Below are 22,981 nucleotides of genomic sequence, written 5' to 3'. Positions count from 1 at the left end.
CCTTCCGGGTGGCCGATCGGTGCCCCTGTGCGTTGCTCCCACTGCGGCGGCCGTGGCCGCTATCAGTCGACGGAAAACGCGACACGCAGGGCCGAAAATGCGCGACACGCCGAGAAATCGAGAAAAGTCCAGGTCGCTGGATAACGACCGGATTACAACGCCTCCGGTCCGGCGGCGAATCGGTCATTTGCCTTGTAGCGCACCGGAAAACCGCAGGCCACGCGGCCGATGGGGATTTCGGCGGTAGGATTTCCGCAACCGGCTCGAGCGAGCGCGATGCGGCACCCGCGCCGCCGGTGTCCCGCCCGAATCCCGCGCTGACCTGGGGGGTGGGTTCGCAATCGGCACGTTGCGTGGGTACGGTCGCACAGACCGCCGGGTTACCGGTGGGAGATTAAGCAATGAACGATGAGACGGAGGAACCGTGGCCCTTCCCCAGCTGACTGACGAGCAGCGTAAGGCTGCTCTGGAGAAGGCGGCTGCCGCTCGCCGCGCTCGGGCAGAGCTCAAGGAGCGTTTGAAGCGCGGCGGCACCGACCTGAAGACGGTCCTGAAGGACGCCGATACGGACGAGGTGCTCGGCAAGATGAAGGTCTCTGCCCTGCTGGAGGCCCTGCCCAAGGTCGGCAAGGTCAAGGCGGCGGAGATCATGAGCGAGCTGGAGATCGCGCCGACCCGTCGGCTGCGGGGCCTGGGCGACCGCCAGCGCAAGGCGCTGCTGGCGAAGTTCGACCAAGCCTGATCCGAGGGTGGTCGAGCACACGCAGAAGGGTCGGCTGGTCGTACTGGTCGGCCCCTCGGCCGTCGGCAAATCCACTGTGGTCCGGTGCGTCCGCGAGCGGCTGCCCGACCTGGTTTTCAGTGTGTCGGCCACCACCCGGGCCCCGCGGCCCGGGGAGGTCGACGGCCGCGATTACCTATTCGTGACCAGGGCGGCGTTCGACGCCATGATCGACGAGGGGGATCTACTCGAATGGGCCGACATCCACGGCGGCCTGCAGCGGTCGGGAACCCCGGCCGTACCCGTACGGGCGGCGCTGGCCGCCGGCAAGCCCGTACTCGTGGAGGTGGATCTGGCCGGAGCCCGGCAGATTCGTGCGGCCGTGCCGGAGGCCCTGCTGGTCTTCCTGGCGCCGCCGAGCTGGGACGAGCTGGTGGCCCGGCTGACCGCCCGGGGCACCGAATCGGCGGAGGTCATCGAGCGGCGGCTGCAAACCGCCAGGATCGAACTCGCGGCGTGTGACGAGTTCGACACCGTGATCGTGAACGACGATCTGAACAACGCCTGTGAGCAGTTGGTATCGTTGTTCGTTAGCACAAATTCGAGATGAGGGCGGCGAATTCGCCCCCGAATCTCGCATCCGGATGTCCACCACGACCTCGCAGGAGCCTCCCTAGTGAGCGACACCAAGACCATGCCCGCGTACGACACCCCGGTGGGCCTGACCAATCCCCCGATCGACGAGCTGCTCGAGCGCACGTCGTCCAAGTACGCGCTGGTCATCTACGCGGCCAAGCGGGCGCGTCAGATCAACGATTACTACAACCAGCTCGGCGACGGCATCCTGGAGTACGTGGGGCCGCTGGTCGAGCCGGGCCTGCAGGAGAAGCCGCTGTCGGTCGCGATGCGGGAGATCCACGCCGACCTGCTGGAACACTCCGAAGGCGAATGAGTTAGCGGACACCGCCGCCCCACCTCCACCGGACGAAGAGGCTGAGTCAGATGCGGATCGTTGTCGGCGTGGGCGGCGGAATCGCCGCTTACAAAGCCTGCTCGCTCGTTCGCAAGTTCACCGAGACCGGGCACGACGTCCGGGTGATTCCCACCGAGTCGGCGCTGCAGTTCGTCGGCCGGGCGACCTTCGAGGCACTGTCGGGTAACCCGGTGCACACCGGGGTGTTCGCCGATGTTCCCGAGGTGCCGCACGTGCGCCTCGGGCAGGAGGCCGACCTGGTGGTGATCGCCCCGGCGACGGCCGACCTGATGGCGCGCTCGGCCATGGGCAGGGCCGACGATCTGCTCACCGCGACGCTGCTGACGGCCCGATGTCCGGTGTTGTTCGCTCCCGCCATGCACACCGAGATGTGGCAGCATCCGGCGACCGAGGCGAACGTGGCGATGCTGCGCAGCCACGGCGCGGTCGTGATGGAGCCCGCGGCCGGCCGCCTGACCGGCGCCGATACCGGACCGGGCCGGCTGCCCGAGCCGGAGGAGATCTTCGCGCTGGCCTCGCTGCTGCTGGAACGCGCCGACGCGATGCCGCGCGATCTGGAGGGGCGCCGCCTGGTGGTCTCCGCGGGCGGTACCCGCGAGCCGCTGGATCCGGTGCGCTTCCTCGGCAATCGCAGTTCGGGCAAGCAGGGTTTCGCGCTTGCTCGGTTGGCGGCCCAGCGCGGCGCCCGGGTTACGCTGGTCGCCGGCAACACCATCGGCCTGGAACCGCCCGCGGCCGTGGAGCTCGTGCACGTCACGACGGCCGAGCAGCTCGGCGTCGCGGTCGACAAGCACGCTCCCGGCGCCGACGCGGTGATCATGGCGGCCGCGGTGGCCGATTTCCGGCCGACCGACGTCGCCGCGGCGAAGATCAAGAAGGGGGTGAACGAGCCCGACCGGATCGAGCTGACCAAGAATCGCGATATTCTCGCCGGTCTGGTGCAGGCCCGGCACGACGGGCAGCTGCCCGGGCTGGCCATCGTCGGATTTGCCGCCGAGACCGGTGACGAGCACGGCGACGTGCTCACCCACGCCCGCGCCAAGCTCAAGCGGAAGGGTTGCGACCTGCTGGTCGTCAACGCCGTCGGCGAGGGTAAGGCGTTCGAGGTGGACAACAACGACGGATGGTTGCTGGGAGCCGACGGCACCGAACAGTCGCTCGATCACGGCTCGAAATTGTTGCTTGCCAGCCGTGTGCTGGACGCGCTCGGACCGCTCTTGCGCTGAGCCGCATCCGGTTTGGGCTTATCATGCAGGTACGCGTACGGTGCGTGAGTGCACTACGCGTGAAGTTGCACCGACTGCCAAAACGGAGCCCTGTGGAGGCGGTAGCGGGTGGCGACCACGGCATTTGCTGATCACGGCAGTGCCGTGCGAGTCGCTGGGACCGTGCCGCGTCGGTGGTTTGGAATAGTCTGAGTCGAAGGGTTGCGCGGTAGCGCTAGTTCGTTACTGTCGCTTCTCGGTACGAAGACCCGTTGAGGAAGAGGGAAGAACTGTGGGCAAGTCCGGTAGCCGGCTATTCACGAGTGAGTCCGTGACCGAGGGTCATCCGGACAAGATCTGTGACGCTATCAGCGATTCCGTACTCGACGCACTGCTCGCTCAGGATCCCGCCAGCCGGGTTGCGGTGGAGACCTTGGTGACGACCGGCCAGGTGCATGTGGCCGGCGAGGTCACCACCCAGGCCTACGCCGATATCCCGAGCATCGTGCGCGACAAGATTCTCGAGATCGGATACGACTCGTCCGCAAAGGGTTTCGACGGTGCGTCCTGCGGTGTGAACGTGGCGATCGGCGCTCAGTCGCCCGATATCGCGCAGGGCGTGGACACCTCGCACGAGGCGCGCACCGGCGGTTCCGACGACGAGATCGAAAAGCAGGGCGCGGGTGACCAGGGCCTGATGTTCGGTTACGCCACCAAGGACACCCCCGAGCTGATGCCGCTGCCGATCGGGCTGGCGCACCGCCTGTCCCGGCGGCTGACCGAGGTCCGCAAGTCCGGCGTGCTGCCGTACCTGCGTCCCGACGGCAAGACGCAGGTCACCATCGAGTACGACGGTGACACGCCGGCCCGGCTGGACACGGTGGTCGTCTCCACCCAGCACGCCGCCGACATCGATCTGGACAACCTGCTGGTGCCCGACATCCGCGAGAAGGTCGTCGAGGCGGTGCTGTCCGAGCTGGAGCTGCCGAACCCGCTGGACACCTCCGAGTTCCGGCTGCTGGTGAACCCGACCGGCAAGTTCGTGCTCGGTGGCCCGATGGGCGACGCGGGTCTCACCGGCCGCAAGATCATCGTCGACACCTACGGCGGCATGGCCCGGCACGGCGGCGGCGCCTTCTCCGGCAAGGACCCGTCGAAGGTGGACCGTTCGGCCGCCTACGCCATGCGCTGGGTCGCCAAGAACGTGATCGCCGCGGAACTCGCCGAGCGAGCCGAGGTGCAGGTCGCCTACGCCATCGGCAAGGCGGCCCCGGTCGGCCTGTTCGTGGAGACCTTCGGCACCGAGGTGGTCGATCCGGACAAGATCTCGGCCGCGATCTCCGAGGTGTTCGATCTGCGGCCGGGCGCGATCATCCGCGATCTGGACCTGCTGCGTCCGATCTACGCGCCGACGGCCGCCTACGGTCACTTCGGTCGCACCGATGTCGACCTGCCGTGGGAGCGGACCGACCGCGCCGACAAGCTGCGCGCCGCCGTCGGACTGTAATTGACCGAGGCCGGGCCCGAAGCGGCAGCCGTCGAGTCCCCGACGGGGACGCGGGCTGCCGCCTCGGGGGTCGAGGCCGCGTCGGTGCGCCCCATTGCGCGCGTGCTGCCGATGCTCGAACCGGCCCATCTGGACCGGGATTTCGACTACCTGGTCCCCGCGAAACTGGACGCGCTCGCCCAGCCGGGTGTGCGCGTCCGGGTGCGTTTCTCCGGGCGTCTGGTCGACGGCTTCATTCTGGACCGTCTCGACAAGACCGATCACACCGGGCGATTGATGAAATTGGAGCGCGTCGTCTCCGGTGAGCGCGTTCTGACGCCCGAGATCCTGCGGTTGGTCACCGCCGTCGCGGCGCGCTATGCCGGGACCCGCGCCGACGTGCTGCGCCTGGCGATTCCGCCCCGGCACGCCAAGGTGGAGGGGGAGAAGCCGAAGGATTCGGGGGAATCGAAAGACTCGGGGGAGGCGAAGGGCTCGGTGCTGCCGAAGAATTCCGGTACCGCCGATCGAGGGACTGTCAACGGGGGCGTTGGTGCCGAGGCCGAGGTCGATGCCGGCCGCGGGCCGGAGGCAGTTGCCGATGAGACGAATCCCTCAGCATCTGGGGGAGAGTCGCCGTCCGGGAGAGAGTCGACACCCACCAGCTCCGGAGCGGCGGGGCGGGCGCCCACCGGAGACGAGACCGAAGTGACCGCGCTCGGGTCGGACGCCGACGAAGCTCGTAACGGTGAGATCGAGACCACGGTTCCGGCGCCGGAGTCGGACCAGGCTCGTGGCGATGAGAGCGAGACGACGGTTGCGGCACGGGAGACCGGCCGGGGCGGTGAGATCGCTGGTGACGGTCCGACGACCGGTGACGTGCACGCCTCGTGGACTTCTGGAACGGAGACTCACGATCATCGGCCGACCGGCGAACAGTCTGGCGCCGAATCGGGGGCTGATCGCGAGGCACGCTGCGCGGTAAGAGGATTGGACCCGTCCGGACTATCCGATGCCGATGTCGATGCGAATCCGGCGGCATCCGTTGACCTTTCGCATGATTCGGAGTGGGAGCGCTACCGGCACGGGCGGTCGTTCCTGGGTGCGCTGGCGGAAGGGAAGGGGCCGCGGGCGGCTTGGCAGGCGGTGCCGGGGGAGGACTGGGCGCGGCGGTTGGCGGAGCTGGCGGCGGTGGTGGTGCGGGGCGGTCGCGGTGCCGTGCTGATCGTGCCCGACCAGCGGGACCTCGATCGGCTGTCGGCGGCGTGTGCCGAGGTGGTGGGTGATTCGGCGGTCGCGCTGGCGGCGGGGCTGGGACCGGCGGCGCGCTATCGGCGGTGGCTGGCGGCGCTACGCGGGACGGCCCGTGTCGTGATCGGTACGCGCAGTGCGGTTTTCGCTCCGGTGCAGGCTCTCGGGCTCGTCGCGATCTGGGACGACGGCGACGACACGTACGGCGAACCCCGGTCGCCGTACCCGCACGCGCGGGAGGTGGCGATGCTGCGGGCCTACGAGACGGGCGCGGCGTTCGTCGCCGGCGGGTTCGCCCGGACCGCGGAGATCCAGGCCGTCGTCGAATCCGGCTGGGCGCACGATCTGGTCGCCGACCGTGCGGTGGTGCGGCAGTTCGCGCCGCGGATCAGCGCGCCCGGCGACAGCGATATCGCGCTGGAACGAGATCCGGTCGCGCGCGCCGTGCGGATCCCGGCGGTCGCGTTCACCGCGGCGCGCAAGGCATTGGCGGCGGGGGAACCGGTGCTGGTCCAGGTGCCGCGCCGCGGTTACGTTCCGGCGCTGGCCTGTGCGAAATGCCGGACCCCCGCGCGGTGTCGGCACTGCAACGGCCCCCTGACGCTGCCGGACGAGAGCGCGGCGTCGGGTTCCACTGGGGCACAGCGTAATCGGGGTCGGCGCAACGGCAAGGACATGAGTACCGCACCGGAGGGGGCGAGGAAGGAGAACGGCGCCGCGAACCCTGCCGACGCGGGAGGCCGGTACAGGGGCGAACAGCGTCCGTCGTCTCGCGAACTCGGCGTGGCGGTGTCGCGCGGCTCGTCGGGCGAGGTAGCGCACAGTCCCAGCTGCCGGTGGTGCGGCCGGATGGAACCGGTCTTCCGGTGTGCGTCGTGCGGGTCCCGGGCGTTGCGCGCGGTGGTGATCGGCGCGGCGCGCACCGCCGAGGAACTCGGCCGCGCGTTTCCCGGCGTACCGATCCGCGGGTCCGGCGGTGCGGCGGTGCTGGATTCGGTGTCCGACGAACCGCAGGTGGTGGTGGCGACGATCGGCGCCGAACCGCCGGTGCCCGGCGGCTACGGCGTGGCGCTGCTGCTCGACGGCTGGGCGCTGCTGGGCCGCGCCGACCTGCGGGCGGCCGAGGACGCGCTGCGGCGCTGGATGTGCGCGGCGGCGCTGGTGCGCTCGAGCGGGCAGGTGATCGTGATGGCCGAGCCGTCGGTGCCCACTGTGCAGGCGCTGGTGCGGTGGGATCCGGTGGGGCACGCCGTCTTCGAGCTGGAGGAGCGCAGCGAGGTCCGGTTCCCGCCCGCCGTGCGCTTCGCCGCGATCGACGGGACCACGGACTCGATCGCCGAATTGCTCGGCGAGGCAAAGCTTCCGGAGGGGATCGAAGTGCTCGGTCCGGTGCCGCTCCCGCCCGGCGCCCGAAAACCCTTCTCGTCCGGCGATTCTCCCGTCGAGGTCGAGCGCATGATCCTGCGGGCGGACCGCCGGCAGGGCTCGATCCTGTCCCGTGCGCTCACCGCCGCGCAAGCCGTCTACAGCACGCACCGTTCGACGGCGCCGCTTCGGGTGCAGATCGATCCCATCGACATCGGCTGACCGGCGCACGGCGGTGCGTGTCGAGAAGTCTGCCTTCACGAAGGATCCGTCCGCACCTCCCGCAGCGGTGGCCACAGCTGTATCCGGCGGTGCCGGGAAAGATCACGCGTGCAAGCATTCTCTCGGCCTCCCGTCTATCACCCCCGGGCGCCGCCGCGCGGTCGGCCGGTGATGCTGCGCGATCGCCCAGTGATGCTGCGCGGTCGGCCGGTGATGCTGCGCGGTCGGTTGGTGATGCTGGGTGGTCGGCTGGTGATGCTGGGTGGTCGGCTGGTGATGCTGGGTGGTCGGCCGGTGATGCTGCGTGGTCGGCCGGTGATGCTGCGTGGTCGGTTGGTGATGCTGGGTGGTCGGTTGGTGATGCTGGGTGGTCGGCTGGTGATGCTGGGTGGTCGGCCGGTGATGCTGCGTGGCCGACCGGTAGCGTTGCGCGGCCCGACCGGTGACGCAGCGTCCTGCGCTGGTGAAGTGGCAGACCGGCGCCAGCCGAGTTGTGCTGGTGCGCAACCGATCAGGTGGATGATCCGATGCCGGTGGAACGGTCGGCGGCCCGGAGTCGCAACGTGGCGTCCAATGTCCGCAACAGCTCTCCGGTACGGCCGCGACCGCTGGGCGCGTTCGGGTATCGCGTCAGAACGCTCACCACGGTGGGTTCGGCCAGCGCTTCGGCCCTTTCGATGTGGTCGGCGCCGACGGCGCTGTCGTCTCCGGCGTCGAGTTCGAATGCGCGAGCCGTGTGCGCGGCCGCTCCCAGGATGTGCCAGACCTGGGTGGCTTTCGCGAGCGGATGGAGAAATGCCGCGCCCGCCGCGGCGACGGCGGCCCGGGCGGCCTCGCCGGCGGCGGGCTGCCCCGCATCGCGGGTGTCGTGGAACGCTCGCTGGGCCGCCCACGCGCTGTCGCGGATCACCTTGGTGCGCCTGGCACCTTCGGCGAAGGCGCGAGCGGCCTCGATCGCCTCGTGCGGCCGCCGATCGCCGGGGCGGGCGCGGTCGAAGACGATCAAGGCGGGCCCGGCACAGGCCACGGCGTAGGCCGCGATCGCGCGCAGCTCGGCCGTGTCGAGGTCGATCGTCGGATTGTCGCCGGCAGCTGTCATACCTTCGACGCTATCGTTGAAGACTCGGTTGAGGGTTCGGCGCATTCTTGCCCTGTGACAGTGGGGAAAGCTTCAATACGGACCACCGGGCGACACCGGCATCCGGGCCGCCGCGACGGAATACGCAGCGCTCGGCTGCTGGTACCGGCGCGCCGCCGCTCTCGGCGCGGGCGGTACCGCGAACAACCACGTCGTGCCGGATGCTTCCTCCGTGCTGAATCCGATCGTCTACCACCAGGTTCCGATATCGGAGCGTGGGCGGCTACCGGGTTCCCGGGCGCCGATCAGGACCGGAGTTTTGTCGGAACGTCGGTGCCTGTCACGACCACCCGTTCCCGCTGTGCGGCCCGTGTCACGAGGTCACTCGTCGTGGCCGGATTCGGCGATGTGCCGCCATGCGATGTCCCACTGGGCATCTCGGCGTCGCGACGCGATCCACCGCGCCGATTCCACCAGTGCGGCCGCGCCGAGGAAGACCGTCACCAGGATGGCCAGCGCGCTGCCGATACCCAGCCAGGCGGCGATGCCGGACGAGGGCGGCGAGTCGGTCAGCGCGCCGTCGTCGTCGACCCAGATCTCGAGCCGGTCCCCGCGGACCGCGGCGGCCGGAACCCGCGCCGCGGTGCTCCGGACCTGCCCGTCCCATCGCCATCGAACCGCCGCCTCGGCCCGCCGGGCGGTGCGGACGTAGCGGGCATCGGCGGCCACCGTCGCCGTCACCACCGACCGGGCCGCCTCCTCGGTCCGCAACCGCCGCGCCGCGGCGTCGTAGCGCGCGGATCCGGCCACGACCGCGATCGGCACCGCGGCCACGCAACACACCACCGCGACCATCGCGATCGCCGCGAGCACCCGATCGGACGGCCGTATCAGCGGGTTGCGACTCCACGGCAGGCTCCGCCACGTCCACAACACCATCGTTCTAGCCTCCGGAACAACCGGTGGGCCGCTCGCCCACATCACACGCGCGCGAATCGTAAGCGATGCCGCTCGGGTTCTCATTCCCCGGGAGGGCCGACCGAGCGGTCCGGCCTGGGCCGTGCCGGTGCCGCAGGTGAACACGATCGAACCCTGCGGGCGAAGCGTTCGGAGCCAGGGGAGCGGCCGCTGCTCCGGGCCGCCGAGTAGGTCGCTGTGCCCGACGCGGTCGGTCGATCCCTACCGAACTCCTGTCCGCGGACGGTTGCCGTCACCGGTGCTCCGGCTCAACGGTATCGGCGAGCGAGGCGGCGGGCCACGTGACGGCTGTCGCGGCCGACGCCGTGCAGGGTGGCCGACAGGATGGTGTGCTGGTATTCGAGCCCGACGAAGGCGAGACCGGGATGGGTGGACGAGAGTCCGTGCCGGTGGCGCGGGAATCCGTTGCGGTCGAGGGTGATCACGGCGCGCAGGTGAGGCAGGGCGGGGCGGTATCCGGTGGCGAGGACGACGGTGTCCACGTGGTCCCGGCGGTCGTCGGGCCAGCACAGCACCGTGCCGGCCGCTGCGGTGGGCATGTCGCGGACCTCGGGGCGTCCGGCGCGCAGCGCGTTCCGGTAGCCGTCGGTGTCGATCACGGGGATCGTGCCGGTGCCGAACAGCGGCCCGACGGGCAACCGCGCCGCCGACGCCAGCAGGGACCAGAAACGGGAGCGTGCGGGAATCGGCTCGGTGCTCGCGTACCGAATCGGGGTGCGGCAGGCCAGGATCACGTCGGCGACGGCGGCGAGTTCGACGGCGATCTGCACGGCGGAGTTGCCGGACCCGACTACTACGACGCGCTGTCCGGCCAATTGTGCGGGTGTCCGGTAGTCGGCGGCGTGCATGACCCGCCCGGTGTAGCGGGCGAGTCCGGGGATGTGCGGACGATGCGGATTGGCGAAACTGCCGGTAGCCGAAACTACCACCGGCGCAACGAATTCTGCGCCGTCGACGGTGCGGAGGCGGTAGCCGGAGCCGTCCCGGACCACGGAAGTCACCCCGTGCCCGGTTCGGACGGCGTCGCCGAGGTCGGCCGCACAGGTCCGCAGGTAGGCGGCGACCTCGTCGCGGGTCGGATATCGGTCCGGGTCGCCGGGGAACGGCCGGCCGGGCAGTGCGTTGAAATGAGCGGGCGTGAACAGCCTCAGGCTGTCGTAGTAGTGCGGCCACGATCCGGCGGTATCGGAACCGGCTTCGAGAACGAGGGGGCGGAACCCGTTGTCGCGCAGGGCGAATGCGGCCGCGATGCCCGATTGGCCCGCGCCGATCACAATCGCTGTCGTCGTCATGGCGATTCCGATCGTCACATCGGCGCCGGCGCGTGCCAACCGAATTTCCCCGGGGCGAGGGTCTCAGACCGGCACGGGGGCCAGCGGCTCGATCCGTGCCAATGTGCGGGCGCCGCCGTCGACCTCGAGTTGCACGTGTAGAGCGGTCTCGCCCTGCCAGGCCCGGACGAGTACGTCGTCACCGGCCATGACGGGCCCGGCGTGCTCGAGGACCACACGGTAGGGCAATGCTTGTGCGCCCGGGAACCGCGCGAGGGCCTCCTCCACGGCCTCCCAGTGCACGGCGTTGTTCACGTGCCCGTAGTGGTCGATATCGGTGACGCGCAAGGGAAACGGCCACGGTTCCGCGGTGACATCGGTGTGTTCCCGCAGCGCGGCCCGCCAGCGCAGCCGGTGCTCGGTGGTCGCCGCCAGCATCGGGGCCATGAAGCGGTCGCTCATCCGCGCCGGGGTTCCGGCCTCGATGTCGACGTGGATCAGGAACATCTCGGTCTCGATCAGGCCGCCCTGCTCGCTGCGCACCTGGATGCGCATAGTGCACCAGCGGTTCGACAACGCGGCCGGCCACCGCCGCAGATGCACCTGGTCGCCGAATTCGATCGGACGCAGGACGTCGATGACGGTGCGGCGGACGATCCACCCCGGGTGCAGATCGCCCTCCTCGACCACCTTCAGATGGTCGTATCCGATGTCCTGGAGATACCGCGCCACGGCGTCGAGCCGCAGCCGCTGGTCGGCATCGGTGTCGCCGAGGCGCACCGGCCACTGTTCGTGAAACGCCCGGCTCTCGTCCGGGCACCGCGGCAAGGGAAAAGCGATATCTGCCGATCGATCCACGACGGCGCTCATGAACGCTCCTTCCAGGTCACGCGCGAGCGTACCGACCGGGCCTGGCAGGCACCGCGCTCGACACGGCACTGTCCCGGGCGGGCTGGTCAGTGGGGCATTGCCGATCGGCACCCGGCCTCGGTCCTCCGGGTCTCGCCCGCCGCGTTGGTCCATGACCTGCGCCGGCTGCGCATCGGCTACCGGCGCTCGACCGAGGACCGGGTGGCGCGTGGTAGATCGTTACGGGCTCGCGGTCCGCCCGGACCATGTCGGCAGCCCGGCGTGCTCATCGCGGTCTCCCCGCACAGCATCGAGGATGTGCGAGTGCTTCGCCGGTTCGGCAACGCGATCACCGTGACCGCACCGGAGGAGGCGCGTCAGCACGTCCTGCGCCTGGCGAGTGGCCGCGCGCTACTCGGCGGGGCGGTGACGGCCTGTCCGGCGGCATCCGGTGGCGGTGTTCACCGGGGCGACGCCGAGATCCGCACGCGGTGACTGTCGTTGCCGGACAGGAACGCTGCCAGTTCCCGTCCCTGCTCGGCGACGGCCGTGCGGTCGGCTCGGGTGAAGCGGTGCAGCGGCGTGACGACCACGGCGCCCGCGTCGACGGTCCAGGTCGCGGCGACGCGGCCGTCGACGAGCACGACGCGCTCGCCCGCGACCGACAGGCCGCGATGCGCGTCGTCGATGATGCGGCCGCGATCGTGGTAGCCGAGGACGGCGTTGTCGAACGCGGGCAGGAAGCGCACCGGCGCGGGCGTATCGGGGTCGGGGCGCGGGGCGTCCGGCAGGTCGAGCAGTTCCCGGCCGCGCTCGTCGCGGAACGCGATCAGCTTCTCGCGCGCCGCCGCCACGGCCGCCGGCAGTCCGGCGAGGCCCGACCAGGCGCGCAGATCGGCCGTGGCCGCGGGTCCGAACGCGGCCAGATAGCGCAGCACGAGCGCCTCGCCGACCGGATCGGAACCCGAAGGGGGCGGCTCGATCTCGGAACCCAGCCACGCGGCGAGCGGGGCGTAGCGGACGCCCGCTTTCGTGCGCCAGAGCCCGCGCGGCGGCAGCTGCGCCACCGGGACCAGGGCTGCGACCAGCATTTCGCCCAGTGCGCGCGGCCCCGCCGCGGGCCAGCGGTCGGCGAGCGCGCGGCCCAGCTCGGACATGGAGCGGGGCTCACCGTCCGCCAGCATCGCCCGGCCCGCCGCCGCGAGTTCGTCGAGATCCACGCCGTCGAGTTCGCGGCGATAGACCGCCAGCACCCGCTGGCGCAGCATGGCGTCGTGGCGGGTTCGCCAGGCGAGGGCGTCGGCGGCCGTGACGAGGTGGATGGTGCGACGCATCAGATGGGTTCGCACCACGTCGCGCCGGACGAGCAGATCGTCCAGTACCGCCGGATCGAAGGCGCGCACGCGCGACCAGAGCCCGACGAACGGCTCCTGCGGTTCCTGGGTCTGCAACCCGCACAGGTGCGCCACGGCGCCGAGGACCGGCACGTCGGCGCGGTCGAGCAGATACTGCCGGGCCAGCGTCGCGCGGTTCAGCGCCCGGGTGCTCAGCGCGGCCATCGGGTTCCGCGGCGGCCGAGTGGACGCATCCTCATCGTCGTCTCCTTTCGCGATGGTGGCAGCCGGACCGGTTCCGGCAAGGCAACGATCGCAGGGGAAGAGGTCAATTTGTGTCCTCTTTGTCCCTCATGCTCGGCTTGCGGCGTGTTCCACTCGTTCGCGGACCCAGGCCAGGAAGTTCTGTACGTCGGCGGAAGGGAGGGGGAGTGCGGCGGAGCGGGGTTGCCGGAAGCTGTGGAGAGCTTGCTCGACGAGTGCGCGGAAGGCCGGCTCGTCGGTGGCAATCGCCTGTGCGGCAGCAGGTTTGGACACCCACCGGTCCGTGCGGCAGAACACGACGGAACGGCAGCCGTTGAGGACACGATTGTCGGCCAGATGGCCTGTGCCCTCGGAGTGCTCGCGGATCGAGGACAGGACCGCTGCCAGTTGGCCGGCACGTGAGGTCGGCGCGAGGACCTGCCGCACCGGGCGCCCGTAGAGGAGCCGTCCGGACTGGTAGCCGACGGCGCGGTCGATGACGAACCAGAAGGCCGGCGCCTCCGTCGAATCGAACGAGGCCTGGTATTCCAGCAAGGGACCGGAGTTCAGGTTCAGCCGGTACCCGGCCCGTTCGGAAGGCTGTCCGGCGAAATCCGCGTCGTACAGCACCAATTCGAGGCCCGCGGCGGGGCAGTCGAGATCGGTGAGTTCTTCCGCCAGATCCACCACCGCCCGCTGCGGCAGGGCAGGATCGGCGACGACCGTCACGTCGACATCGCTCCGCCCGTGCCGATAGTCACCCAGTGCCACGGACCCCACGGCGAAGACGCCAACCACGTGATCCCCGCAGACGCTGCGCGTGCGGCGGACGAGTTCCTCCAGGTACGAGCGCAGTTCGGCGGGGACGGCCTGCGGATCCACGAGAGAGTCGGTCACCGCGACAGCATCTCGCGATCGGCGTTGCGGATGTCAGGCGGCCCCGCCGTCGGGAGACGTTCCGGAGTTGTAGTTCGGCTCGGTTCGTCTACCACCCCTGTCGGCGTTCCTCGGTGGTGGGTCCGGTGGATATGGGACGTGCTCGTTCAGCGCGTTCTGTCGAGCGGTGCCGGTTGGAACAGTTCCACGAAGTTGCCGGCGGGGTCCTGCAGCAGGATCTGTTGTCCGCCAGGGCCGCTCAGGATGTCGTTGCGGAAAGTGAGACCGGCCGAACGCAACCGGGCGACCTCGGTGGCGATGTCGTCGACGACGAGCTGGAAACGGTTCCAGCTGCCGGGCGTCGGGACGGCGCCGTCGGGCATCGGGCGGCCCGCGGAACTCTTGGGGCCGGCCAGCAGCAGTTGCAGCCGGCCGCGGACGACGGCGGCGAACGCCGGTGCGGCATCGAAGTCGACGGTGAAACCCAGATGGGTGGTGTAGAAGTCGACCGCTTCGCGCACGTCGTCGACGAGATAGCGGACGCGGGCGAGTTCGGCCGGTGCGGTCGTGGTCATGGCTTGTCTCCTTGTTGCGGTTCACGGCGGAGCGGTCTGCGGTGGCAGGAAGCCGATGCGGGTGTCGAGTTCGCTTGCCAGGCGGCGGAATTGCGGATAGGTCGCGCTGTCGGTGTCGCCGGTGGTGGCCGGATCGACCAGACTCCAATGGCTGGCGACGGCCGGGCCGTGATCGCGCGGGAGCTCGCGGATCTTGTCGCACAACGTGATCACGACATCGAAGCGCCGGCCGGCGAGCGTGTCCAGCGACCGAGGCCGCCGGGATCCGATGTCGATGCCGTAGTCCTCGCGCAGTACCCGCACCGCGTTCGGGTGGATCCGGGGCTTGGGATGGCTACCGGCACTGGCGACCTCGATGTTCTCGGTACGGTGGCTCAGCAGCGCCTCGGCCATCGGAGATCGTGCGCTGTTGCCGGTGCACAGGAACAACACCGAACTGCCGTTGGGCCATTCGCGGCGGGTGGGCGCGAGGGCCGGATGCAGGGCGCCGGCGGCATCGCCGAACGCGGCCGCGCACCGGGCGAGGTCGAGATGGTAGTAGCTGTCGCGGCCGTCGAAACTGCTGCGGCGCGCACCGACCAGACCGGCCGTGCGCAACAGGCGCAGGTGATACGACACGAGATTCTGCGGTTCGCCGACGGCCTCGACCAGTTCGCGCACCCGGCGGTCGCTGACGGCCAGCTCGGTCATCAGCGCCCAGCGCAGTGGATGGGACGCCATCCGAATCAACAGCGGGACAGGCTCACGGTCTGTCGTGCTCACGCACCCGATAATACATCAAATCAGATTGATGTATATGAGTCGACTCGTGGTTGCATAGGCCGAATCCGGTAACGGGGTTCGGCCCAGGGCGGGTGTAGTTGTTGGTGCGTGCGCTAGTGGTCGCGGCGAGTACTCGGACGGTTCGCGCGTCGGCGCGGCGAGTGCTCGGACAATCCCCTCGGTGCGGCGATATCAGCGGGAATGCTTGGGTACTAACGATTGTCGGCCGTGTCGGCTACCACGTCTCGTATTGGTCCTCGCGCATGCGCTGCACGGCGCGGTCGATCCAGGCGTCGAAGCGGGAGGCGAGATCCTGTGCGCCGACGGGGCGGACGGTGACGTGCTCGTCGCGGGTCTGGAGGTAGCGGCCGTCCTCGAAGTCGCACCACAGCACCCCGTTCGCGGGGGCCGGATCTGCGTTGAACGCTCCCACCAGCAGTTGGGCGGAGCCGTTGCCGTCGACGGGCCGGTCGAGCAGGCGGCGGTACCGCTCCGCGGCCGAAGTGCCCGTCGCGGACCGCCGGTTGTCGCGCAGATCCGCCGGGTGGACGGTGACGGGCTGCTCGGTGCCGGCCTCGCGCGCCGGAACGGTGGCGACCAGCCGCGCGGCGAGGTCGTCGGGCCGGCACAGCCGTAGTTTGATCCGGCCGTCGATATCACCCTGCGTGAACTGGTGCAGGACCGCCGCGTGATACATGGTGCGGGCGCCGATGATCCGGTACATCCGCGGGGTCGTTCCGTCGGCCTCCCGGTATCTGGTTGTGCCGCCGAATATTTCGATCCGCATATCCGAGGCGGTGAGGGTGTGCAGGGTGAGCTGGATCTGCTCGAATTCGTCGGTGCCGTAGCGGTCGCGGACGGTCGGCCCGTGGCGCTCGAAATCGTCGCGGTAGGCGAAACGACTCGTGTACCGGAGCAGGCCGGGAATCCGGTCGTTGGCGTCGCTGAACCACAGCGCGGCGAAATCGTCAGGCTCCCAAGCCCATTCGGTCATCTACAGTCCCCATTGTTCTTCACGGCGCGGGTGCGCGCCGAATTGCCGCGGCCGATCACTGTTCGGCCGCGTGATCACCGCCGATGACGCCGCCGGGAATCGAGCGTGGTTGCTCGCCGAGCAACTCCTCGGCGTTCTCGGCGGTGACCAGGTAGTCGGGCGTCTTGTGGTCCCGCTCGTCGTCTTCACCCTTGCCGCGGCCGACGCCGCCCATGCCGGGCATGCCGCCCATTCCCGGCATGCCGGGTGTGCCGCCGCGCGCCGCTGCCGCGGCATTCTGACCTGCCCCCGGAGCTCCCGCACCGGGCGCGCCGCGACCTGGACCGCCCACCGACCCCGGCCCGCCGGCCACGCCGCCGACGCCACCAGTGCCACCGCCGCCGGAACCCGAACCGCCGGAGGAAACGCCTGCGGGCGTGGTCGAGGTCGCGCTCGGATCCGTGGCCGAGGGCGCCATCGCATTCGGGTCCATGCCCGCGGTACTGGTGCGCGCCTCGTCCGGACCGGACGAGGCCTGGCTCGGCTGACTCTCCGGCTGCTGCCCGTCTTGTCCGGTCTGGTCACCGGGTTTGGGTTCGTCCGTGCCGCCCGGCTGGTCCGGTGGTTTGTTCTCCGGACCGGTTCCTCCCGGGGGAGGACCGCTCCCGTCGTTGCCGCCTGGTACGGGCTGCTGTGGCTTGGTCGGATTGAAGCTGGGCGGGAGCACTGGGACTGTCTGGTCCAGCTGTCCGAACGGGGTGACGTAGTTCGACAGCATGGACTGCCGGGCACCGGATTCCGCGTTGGCGCGCGATCGCTCCTCTTCCTGAGCCCGTCCGAGAAAAGGAATGTGCGAAGTCCACGAGTGCGCCGCCGCCGGTGGGATGGCGTTCTTCGTCGACACGATGTGGGTGGCGGCGTTATGGATGTCGTTGCTCAGAGCGGAGAGCAGTTCGGTGAGATTCGCGGCCTCGGTGACGTATTGGTTGATGGCGTTCTTCGCCGATTCGGCGGCCGCCCCCTCCCACGCCTCCGCGATGGAGCCGTGCACCGAGCGCTTGAACGTTTCCAGGCCCTGATCCCACAGACTGGCCGCACTACCGTACTTCTGCGCTTGCTGCTGGGCATCGGTCGTGTCCAGGCGTGAGAAGGCATCCTCGATCTCCGACCGACTCCAGCCGAAGACGTTCTCACCGTTCCCGGGGATCTGCTTGGGTTCGTTGTCTCTCGTCACTGTTCAACCCTCAGAAATCGAACGACAGACCCGCGCCCAGCCACTTCTGTGCCGGGGGATTCTGCTGGGGCAGCGTGGATTCCAACTGTTTGTACTGAGCAGCCGCGTCGGTCTCGATACCGGTGATCTTCTCCCGCGCGGTGCGGAACAGTGTCTGAAAATCGTCGATAGTCTTCCAATGCGCCCCCAGCACTTCATGGACGCTGTTACCGTTCTGGGCGCCCTTGGCCTTCTGTCTCCAGCGAGCGACCATGGTCTTCGCGGACACCAAGTCTCGATCCCCGTCTGCTTGGTGGTCTTCACCCAGGCCCCAATGGTCCTGCTGAGAAATCTGATCCATTATGGTCTGTATTTGCTGGATCTGAAGTTTGAAGAAGTTGCAGTCACGGTCAATGTAGACAAACTTCTCCAAGTCCATCCGTACCGTGAGCCTCCCTTCTTTGGCCTCGCTGACCAGGCTGGTCAGCGGCCTTCCGGAAGTGGTAGGCGGTTCCCCGTCTGCGGCCATGTTGTCTATCCCTCCCGATATCTACCCCTCGCGCGCTGATCCCTATGCGGTCGGAGGCATCAGCGGCACGACTTTTTCTGCCAGTCCTCGCGTGAGCTGACATGTGTCTGTGGTTCCGGTCTTGGGTAGGTAGGCCGGGTTGGATACGTTGAATTCGAGGCTGCCGCCCTTCATTTCGACGTCGATGGTGCAGGCCTCGCTGGGGTGCTCGTCGACCTGGCGGCTGGAGATCGCTCTGCGGCCGTTGATCGTGAACTCCTGGGAGTCTGGAAAGTGCTTGTCGCGGACCATGTCTACGGTGATGTTCGTTGTCTGTATCCGGGCTCCGTAACTGTCGGAGCTGGCCCATTGACAGCCGTGCCAGAGGATTTTTCCCCCGTCTGCCTTGTAGTTGTTCTGGATCTTGCTCTGCAATCCTTCGCTGGCCACGGTCTCTTGCGGGATGTCGTTGCAGGGGTCGAATCCGCGCGGTACGTCGGCGGCCTGCGTAGCCGTAGTCGCTGCCGGCTTGGCGTCGCCGTCCTCGGATGATCCGCATCCGGTGAGCAAGAGGAGTGCGCCGGCGGTCGCGGCTGCTGCGGTGATGATCCCCCGGCTGATCATGCGATCCCCTCGCTGCCGGTGGTTGGTCGGAACATCGCCGACCGGGTCGACCGGCTCCCGCCCCGTTCAGCTCGGTTCGACCGTATCGTGTTCAGCGGGGACGGGCAATTGTAGGGGCCGGTGACTGGCGTGTCGACCAGTCAGGCCGAGTTCCGGGCAAGTAGTTCGAAGTCGGTGGGCACCGTTGTCGCCATGGTCGTTCGCGGTCCGCAGGCGGCGGTCATCTGGGTCGCGAGGTAGTCGAAGTTGTTGCGATGCACGACGTTCCTGACGGCGGTGGGCGCACGTCGAGGCGTCGTCCGCGACTGAGATCAGAGTGGCTCGTACATCGGGAGCGGTGACCTGCGCGCGAATTGCGTTGCCGTGCAGACGGATCAGTAGCGACCCGGTACGTTCGCGGATCTCAGGGCAGTCACGCCGTTGACCACGGAAGCCGGTAGCTCGCCCCGGAGGCCCTCGGCCAGGGCGGTGAGTGCTCGTCGCACCATCGCGTGACGGGCTTCGATCGTGGAACCGGCGAGGTGGGGGGAGAGGAGGACGTTGTCGAGGGTGGACCAGCGGGTGATGGTCGGTGGGGGCTCTTGCGAGAAGACGTCCAGGGCTGCGGCTTTGATCTCGCGGTTGCGTAGCGCGGTGTGAAGGGCGGTCTCGTCGACGATTCCGCCGCGGGCGGTGTTGATCAGGACGCCGGCCGGGCCGAGGAGGCGTAGCCGGCGGGAGTCGATGAGGCCGCGGGTGTCCGGGGTCAGTGGTATGTGGAGGGTGACGATCTCGCAGCGGGTCAGCAGGTCGTCGAGGTCGGGGACGTACTCGAGGGTGGCCGGTGCCGTGGGGTCGGGTGCTACCGGTCGCCGGTGCCAGTAGTGGATCGGTTCGACGCCGAAGGCGTGCAGGAGGCGGGCGACGTTGCGGCCGATCCTGCCCAGGCCGACGATGCCGACCGTGCAGTCGGCGAGGTCGCGCACTCCCTCCGCCGCCGCTTCGACCATGGGCCACTCGCCGTCCGCCGTACGGTGGTGGTTGCGGACGACGTTCTTGGCCAGCATCAGCATCGCCATCACGGTCCACTCGGAGACCGCGCGGGCATTGGCGCCCGGGATGTTGGCGACCGGAATACCCAGGGCGGCAGCGGTTTCGGTGTCGATCGAGTCGTGTCCGGCCGTCGGCTGCACGATGAGGCGGCAGTGCCGTGCCGCGTGCAATGCCTTTGCGTCCAGGCGCGTCGTGCCGGTCCAGTCGCCGAGAACGAAGTCTGCCTCGGCGATGTGGTCTGTCAGTTCTCGCGACCCCGGCTCGAAGAACCGCAGTTCGTGCGGGGGCAGGTCGGTCGCGGTTCGGTGGATGGGCAGCACCACGCCGGCGGGACTGGTGCTGAGAACGATCGGCGTGCGCATCGGCCTCCTTTCAAACCACAACTTCTCAGGGCCACGGCATCTCAGGCCGCTGCTGCTCGGGATCGCGGTTGCTCGGGACCGCTGCTGCTCGGGCCACGGTTGTTCGAGGACGCTGGTGCTCGGGGCCATGGTTGCTCAGGACCGCAGCTGCTCGGAACTACGGCCTTCAAGACCACAGCTCCGCGGTCACATGCTTGCGCAGTTCGTTGAACTCCGAGGAGGTCCGGTCGCGCGGGCGGTCCAGCGGGATCGGCACGATCGTCTTGATGCGTCCCGGATTTGCGGCCATCACCACCACGCGGTCGCCGAGCGCGATCGCCTCCTCGATGGAGTGGGTGATGAACACGGCCGTCTTGCGGCGCTGTTCCCAGATCCGCAGCAGCTCGTCCTGCAACTGCACGCGCCGCTGTTCGTCGAGGGCGCCGAACGGCTCGTCCATGAGCAGGATCTTCGGGTCGATGGCCAGCACACGCGCCAGCGACACACGCTGTTTCATACCGCCGGACAGTTGATGAGGGTAGTGGTCGGCCACCTGCTCCAGGCCGACCAGCTCGAGCATCTCGGTCACCAGTCGTGCCGCCTCGGACTTCCGGATTCCCTTCTCGCGCAGCCCGTATCCGACATTCCGGCGCACCGAAAGCCACGGGAACAAGGCGAAATCCTGGAACACCACGCCCTTGTCGGGGGAGGGGCCGCCGACCGGGCTGCCGTCGACGAACAGTGAACCCGCCGTGGGCGATTCGAAGCCCGCCATCATGTTCATCAGCGTCGACTTCCCGCATCCGGACGGGCCCAGAACGGTGACGAACTCGTCGGTCGCGACATCGAGGTCGACACCGTCGAGCGCGACGAACGTCCCGTTCCCGGTCCGAAAGGTCTTGCCCAGCTTTGTACAGCTGATCATCGCCGCCGGCGGCGCCACCGCGTCTCGCGTCATGCTGTCGTACTCAACGGACATCGGGAGACCACCTCATCACCGGCTTCGCGACGACCCCGAGCACCTTGTCGGAGGCGTACCCCAGCAATCCGATCGTCACCATCGCCACCACGATCACATCCATTCGTCCGAAGTAGTAGGCGTCCCAGAGGCTGAAGCCGAGCCCCGATTTCACGGCGACCATCTCCGACACGATGACCAGAACCCACGCCAGCGCCAGCCCGACCCGCAGCCCCGTCAGGATCGACGGCAGCGCGGACGGTAATGCGACCCGCCACAACGTCATTCGCGAACTCGTGCCCAGCATCCGCGCCGCCGACACCAGCACCTTCGGGGTCGACACCGCGCCGGCCGCCGCGTTGAGCACGATCGGCGGGAAGCATCCCAGGGCGATGAGGAAGATCGAGGCCGTCGGCTGGATGCCGAAGAAGATGACGGCGAAGGGAACCCACGCGGTGGTCGGGATCGGCCGCAGAATGTCGATGACCGGCTGCAGCAGCACCCGCGCCCACCGCGACCATCCGATCAGCAGCCCGACCACCGTCCCGGCCGCGGCGGAGATCAGGAACCCGAGGACCACGCGCTGCGTGCTGGCGAACACGGCGGAAAACCATGTCCCGCTGTAGGATCCGGCCACCGAGCCGCCGCTGCCGAAGACCCACGTCCACCACGTCCGCACGGCGGTGTGGGGCGCCGGGAGCGACCGTTCGTCGATCAGGCCGCCGACGACCGCGAGCTCCCACAGCACGACGAGCAGACCCGGGACGATGAGGTATTCGAGCCGCGGCCGGAACCGGCGGCGGCCGGGGGCCTCGACCGGCGGCGACTCCGCCGTGTCGGCGACCGTGGACATCCCGGTCACCCCTTCCCCAGCTCGGAGACGGGTGCGCCGGTCACGCGTTCGAGCGGTCCGTAGTCGAAGAACTCCGCGACGCGGCCGCTGGTGTCCGACAGCAGCCCGTTGGCGGCGAACTCCCGGATGATCCGCTCGGCCGAGGCCTGCGGCAGCGCGATATCCATCGTGCCGGTCCGCACAGCGGCGCGTGCCACGTCGTCGCCGAGCCCGGTCCGCGCCTGCAGGGCGGTGACCCACTGGCCGGTGTCGGCGGAGAGCTTCTCGGTGCGGTCGCGCAGGCAGGACACCAGGGCATCCACCGCCTGCTGGTCACCGTGCAGCGCACTGGAGACGTACATCAGGCTCGTGGCATCGCCGAGGCTCCCGTCCTGGATGTCGAAAGGCGGTGCCGCGCCGAAACCTTCGGTGATCGCGGTGGCGCCGTTCGGCTCCCACGCGACCAGCGCGTCGACCTCGCCGTTGCGCAGAGCCGTCTGCAGCGGAGGTCCGGCCCCGGCGAACGGGACGAGTTCGACGCCGGCGACGTCGACGCCCGCCTCCCGCAGCGACGCGCGGAGCAGCATCTCGACGAAACTGTTGGGCGGGACACCGATCTTCTTGCCGCGCAGATCATTCCAGGATGTGATGCCCGATCCGGCGCGGACGACGATGTGCTCGCCGCCGCGATAGACGCCCGAGACCGCCCGGAAACCCTCGAACCCGTTGTCCAGCATCTGCCCCAGGTTCTGGTACCCCATCATCGCGGCGTCCAGCTGCCCTCGCTCCAGCCCGCGCTGGATCTCGGCGAACTGTTTGAAGGGGGTCAGGGTGATGCTGACGGTGTCCGATTCACACTGATCCATTGTCCAGACGTTCGCCGCGTGCACGTCGTACATGAATCCGACATCGATCGACTTCTTCGACGGGTCGGATTCGGTGCTTCCCGCGAGCGTGCATCCTCCGAGACCTGCCGCCAGCATCACGGTGATCGCCGTTCTCGACAGACGTTTCGATCGGGACAGTCGAGCCATCACCGAAACTCCATTCTCCATAGCCGGGTGGGGTCGACGAGCACAGAATCGGCCGATTTCGCGGCCGGACCGCACCGTGCAGAGTGCAGCGTTACACAGGCGGAATACCCGGTCAAACAAAAAGACCAGACCATCGGAATCCGCAGAACAGATGCAGCAACGAAAACTTCAAAACCGTGTGCCGGATTTTACGTTCCGGTTACTCGTGCCGAATGGTTTCGAAACTTGTCCGCGCACTTGTAGTGCAGCGAAGGGT

Annotated in this window: 24 protein-coding genes; 7 read left to right on the top strand and 17 right to left on the bottom strand. The window is 68.9% G+C overall.

Translation table 11 applies throughout. The features are described from left to right. The first annotated feature begins 424 nt into the window (after positions 1 to 424). From mihF to D892_RS48910, 6 genes are all read left to right on the top strand, one after another. Positions 425 to 742, top strand: a complete 318-nt coding sequence (mihF, locus tag D892_RS0133745; protein WP_024805477.1) for an integration host factor, actinobacterial type — start codon at positions 425 to 427, stop codon at positions 740 to 742. A gap of 7 nt (positions 743 to 749) precedes the next feature. Beyond that, positions 750 to 1,331, top strand: coding sequence for a guanylate kinase (gene gmk / locus D892_RS0133740; protein WP_024805476.1), 582 nt, complete (start codon positions 750 to 752; stop codon positions 1,329 to 1,331). 66 nt (positions 1,332 to 1,397) lie between these two features. Further along, entirely contained in the window at positions 1,398 to 1,673 is a 276-nt protein-coding gene (gene rpoZ / locus D892_RS0133735) for a DNA-directed RNA polymerase subunit omega (protein ID WP_024805475.1), read from the top strand. 50 nt (positions 1,674 to 1,723) lie between these two features. Next, complete coding sequence (gene coaBC / locus D892_RS0133730; protein WP_024805474.1) at positions 1,724 to 2,941, top strand: bifunctional phosphopantothenoylcysteine decarboxylase/phosphopantothenate--cysteine ligase CoaBC; 1,218 nt, start codon at positions 1,724 to 1,726, stop codon at positions 2,939 to 2,941. A gap of 271 nt (positions 2,942 to 3,212) precedes the next feature. After that, positions 3,213 to 4,427, top strand: a complete 1,215-nt coding sequence (metK, locus tag D892_RS0133725) for a methionine adenosyltransferase (RefSeq protein WP_024805473.1) — start codon at positions 3,213 to 3,215, stop codon at positions 4,425 to 4,427. Positions 4,428 to 4,538: 111 nt separating this feature from the next. After that, positions 4,539 to 7,244 (top strand): primosomal protein N', encoded by a 2,706-nt coding sequence (locus tag D892_RS48910; RefSeq protein WP_232236404.1) that lies wholly within the window; start codon positions 4,539 to 4,541, stop codon positions 7,242 to 7,244. 102 nt (positions 7,245 to 7,346) lie between these two features. Here D892_RS48910 and D892_RS0133715 read toward each other — a convergent pair whose 3' ends face one another. The 5 genes from D892_RS0133715 to D892_RS0133695 form a co-directional block, all read right to left on the bottom strand. Further along, entirely contained in the window at positions 7,347 to 7,751 is a 405-nt protein-coding gene (locus D892_RS0133715) for a hypothetical protein (RefSeq protein ID WP_024805471.1), read from the bottom strand. A 4-nt stretch (positions 7,752 to 7,755) separates the two neighbouring features. Beyond that, complete coding sequence (locus tag D892_RS0133710; protein ID WP_024805470.1) at positions 7,756 to 8,343, bottom strand: putative immunity protein; 588 nt, start codon at positions 8,341 to 8,343, stop codon at positions 7,756 to 7,758. A gap of 360 nt (positions 8,344 to 8,703) precedes the next feature. Next, entirely contained in the window at positions 8,704 to 9,261 is a 558-nt protein-coding gene (locus D892_RS0133705; protein ID WP_024805469.1) for a hypothetical protein, read from the bottom strand. A gap of 287 nt (positions 9,262 to 9,548) precedes the next feature. After that, entirely contained in the window at positions 9,549 to 10,592 is a 1,044-nt protein-coding gene (locus tag D892_RS0133700) for an NAD(P)/FAD-dependent oxidoreductase (protein WP_024805468.1), read from the bottom strand. Between the two features lie 63 nt (positions 10,593 to 10,655). Beyond that, positions 10,656 to 11,441 carry an acyl-[acyl-carrier-protein] thioesterase gene (locus tag D892_RS0133695; protein ID WP_024805467.1) on the bottom strand — a complete coding sequence of 262 codons (786 nt, stop codon included), beginning with the start codon at positions 11,439 to 11,441 and terminating at the stop codon, positions 10,656 to 10,658. Between the two features lie 297 nt (positions 11,442 to 11,738). Between D892_RS0133695 and D892_RS0133690 the strand changes: the two genes are divergently transcribed. Then, entirely contained in the window at positions 11,739 to 11,915 is a 177-nt protein-coding gene (locus D892_RS0133690) for a hypothetical protein (protein WP_156959800.1), read from the top strand. On the opposite strand, the gene D892_RS0133685 is transcribed toward D892_RS0133690, so the two are convergent. The 12 genes from D892_RS0133685 to D892_RS0133620 all read right to left on the bottom strand — a co-directional run bounded on the left by D892_RS0133685 (position 11,882) and on the right by D892_RS0133620 (position 22,725). Continuing rightward, on the bottom strand, positions 11,882 to 12,979 hold the full coding sequence (locus tag D892_RS0133685) for a winged helix DNA-binding domain-containing protein (RefSeq protein WP_024806614.1): 1,098 nt from the start codon (positions 12,977 to 12,979) through the stop codon (positions 11,882 to 11,884). The genes D892_RS0133690 and D892_RS0133685 overlap by 34 nt on opposite strands. A gap of 126 nt (positions 12,980 to 13,105) precedes the next feature. Continuing rightward, positions 13,106 to 13,894 (bottom strand): aminoglycoside adenylyltransferase domain-containing protein, encoded by a 789-nt coding sequence (locus tag D892_RS42780; protein WP_084161333.1) that lies wholly within the window; start codon positions 13,892 to 13,894, stop codon positions 13,106 to 13,108. A gap of 146 nt (positions 13,895 to 14,040) precedes the next feature. Further along, positions 14,041 to 14,448 carry a VOC family protein gene (locus D892_RS0133675; protein ID WP_024805465.1) on the bottom strand — a complete coding sequence of 136 codons (408 nt, stop codon included), beginning with the start codon at positions 14,446 to 14,448 and terminating at the stop codon, positions 14,041 to 14,043. A gap of 21 nt (positions 14,449 to 14,469) precedes the next feature. Continuing rightward, the gene (locus tag D892_RS0133670; protein ID WP_024805464.1) at positions 14,470 to 15,210 is read right to left on the bottom strand and encodes an ArsR family transcriptional regulator; all 741 of its coding nucleotides are present in this window, start codon (positions 15,208 to 15,210) and stop codon (positions 14,470 to 14,472) included. A 235-nt stretch (positions 15,211 to 15,445) separates the two neighbouring features. After that, the gene (locus D892_RS0133665; RefSeq protein WP_024805463.1) at positions 15,446 to 16,204 is read right to left on the bottom strand and encodes an ESX secretion-associated protein EspG; all 759 of its coding nucleotides are present in this window, start codon (positions 16,202 to 16,204) and stop codon (positions 15,446 to 15,448) included. Between the two features lie 55 nt (positions 16,205 to 16,259). Further along, a complete protein-coding gene (locus D892_RS0133660; RefSeq protein WP_024805462.1) occupies positions 16,260 to 17,417 on the bottom strand; it encodes a hypothetical protein in 1,158 nt (385 codons plus the stop codon). 10 nt (positions 17,418 to 17,427) lie between these two features. Further along, positions 17,428 to 17,925 (bottom strand): hypothetical protein, encoded by a 498-nt coding sequence (locus D892_RS0133655; protein ID WP_024805461.1) that lies wholly within the window; start codon positions 17,923 to 17,925, stop codon positions 17,428 to 17,430. Positions 17,926 to 17,967: 42 nt separating this feature from the next. Continuing rightward, positions 17,968 to 18,528 carry a DUF3558 domain-containing protein gene (locus tag D892_RS0133650; protein WP_024805460.1) on the bottom strand — a complete coding sequence of 187 codons (561 nt, stop codon included), beginning with the start codon at positions 18,526 to 18,528 and terminating at the stop codon, positions 17,968 to 17,970. Between the two features lie 374 nt (positions 18,529 to 18,902). Next, positions 18,903 to 19,922 carry a 2-hydroxyacid dehydrogenase gene (locus D892_RS42775; protein WP_024805459.1) on the bottom strand — a complete coding sequence of 340 codons (1,020 nt, stop codon included), beginning with the start codon at positions 19,920 to 19,922 and terminating at the stop codon, positions 18,903 to 18,905. Positions 19,923 to 20,088: 166 nt separating this feature from the next. Beyond that, entirely contained in the window at positions 20,089 to 20,880 is a 792-nt protein-coding gene (locus tag D892_RS0133635) for an ABC transporter ATP-binding protein (RefSeq protein ID WP_024805458.1), read from the bottom strand. Next, positions 20,870 to 21,712 carry an ABC transporter permease gene (locus D892_RS42770; RefSeq protein WP_156959799.1) on the bottom strand — a complete coding sequence of 281 codons (843 nt, stop codon included), beginning with the start codon at positions 21,710 to 21,712 and terminating at the stop codon, positions 20,870 to 20,872. Before D892_RS42770 ends, D892_RS0133635 begins: the two co-directional genes overlap by 11 nt. 5 nt (positions 21,713 to 21,717) lie before the next feature. Next, the gene (locus tag D892_RS0133620; protein WP_198037054.1) at positions 21,718 to 22,725 is read right to left on the bottom strand and encodes an ABC transporter substrate-binding protein; all 1,008 of its coding nucleotides are present in this window, start codon (positions 22,723 to 22,725) and stop codon (positions 21,718 to 21,720) included. Positions 22,726 to 22,981 lie beyond the last annotated feature (256 nt).

Origin of the sequence: Nocardia sp. BMG51109 (genome assembly GCF_000526215.1) — a bacterium.
In the GTDB taxonomy this organism is placed as follows: Bacteria; Actinomycetota; Actinomycetes; order Mycobacteriales; family Mycobacteriaceae; genus Nocardia.
This window is presented reverse-complemented; position numbering and strand designations above follow the sequence as displayed.

Bases quoted from the DNA above. Each gene is read 5' to 3' on its own strand.
- D892_RS0133710 (WP_024805470.1), bottom strand. From the start codon at position 8,343: ATGACAGCTGCCGGCGACAATCCGACGATCGACCTCGACACGGCCGAG.
- D892_RS0133685 (WP_024806614.1), bottom strand. From the start codon at position 12,979: ATGGCCGCGCTGAGCACCCGGGCGCTGAACCGCGCGACGCTGGCCCGG.
- D892_RS0133655 (WP_024805461.1), bottom strand. From the start codon at position 17,925: ATGGCCGCAGACGGGGAACCGCCTACCACTTCCGGAAGGCCGCTGACC.
- D892_RS0133650 (WP_024805460.1), bottom strand. From the start codon at position 18,528: ATGATCAGCCGGGGGATCATCACCGCAGCAGCCGCGACCGCCGGCGCA.
- D892_RS0133705 (WP_024805469.1), bottom strand. From the start codon at position 9,261: ATGGTGTTGTGGACGTGGCGGAGCCTGCCGTGGAGTCGCAACCCGCTG.
- D892_RS0133635 (WP_024805458.1), bottom strand. From the start codon at position 20,880: ATGTCCGTTGAGTACGACAGCATGACGCGAGACGCGGTGGCGCCGCCG.
- D892_RS0133695 (WP_024805467.1), bottom strand. From the start codon at position 11,441: ATGAGCGCCGTCGTGGATCGATCGGCAGATATCGCTTTTCCCTTGCCG.
- D892_RS42770 (WP_156959799.1), bottom strand. From the start codon at position 21,712: ATGTCCACGGTCGCCGACACGGCGGAGTCGCCGCCGGTCGAGGCCCCC.
- D892_RS0133675 (WP_024805465.1), bottom strand. From the start codon at position 14,448: ATGACCACGACCGCACCGGCCGAACTCGCCCGCGTCCGCTATCTCGTC.
- D892_RS42775 (WP_024805459.1), bottom strand. From the start codon at position 19,922: ATGCGCACGCCGATCGTTCTCAGCACCAGTCCCGCCGGCGTGGTGCTG.
- D892_RS48910 (WP_232236404.1), top strand. From the start codon at position 4,539: ATGCTCGAACCGGCCCATCTGGACCGGGATTTCGACTACCTGGTCCCC.
- coaBC (WP_024805474.1), top strand. From the start codon at position 1,724: ATGCGGATCGTTGTCGGCGTGGGCGGCGGAATCGCCGCTTACAAAGCC.
- D892_RS0133700 (WP_024805468.1), bottom strand. From the start codon at position 10,592: ATGACGACGACAGCGATTGTGATCGGCGCGGGCCAATCGGGCATCGCG.
- D892_RS0133620 (WP_198037054.1), bottom strand. From the start codon at position 22,725: ATGGCTCGACTGTCCCGATCGAAACGTCTGTCGAGAACGGCGATCACC.
- D892_RS0133665 (WP_024805463.1), bottom strand. From the start codon at position 16,204: ATGACCGAATGGGCTTGGGAGCCTGACGATTTCGCCGCGCTGTGGTTC.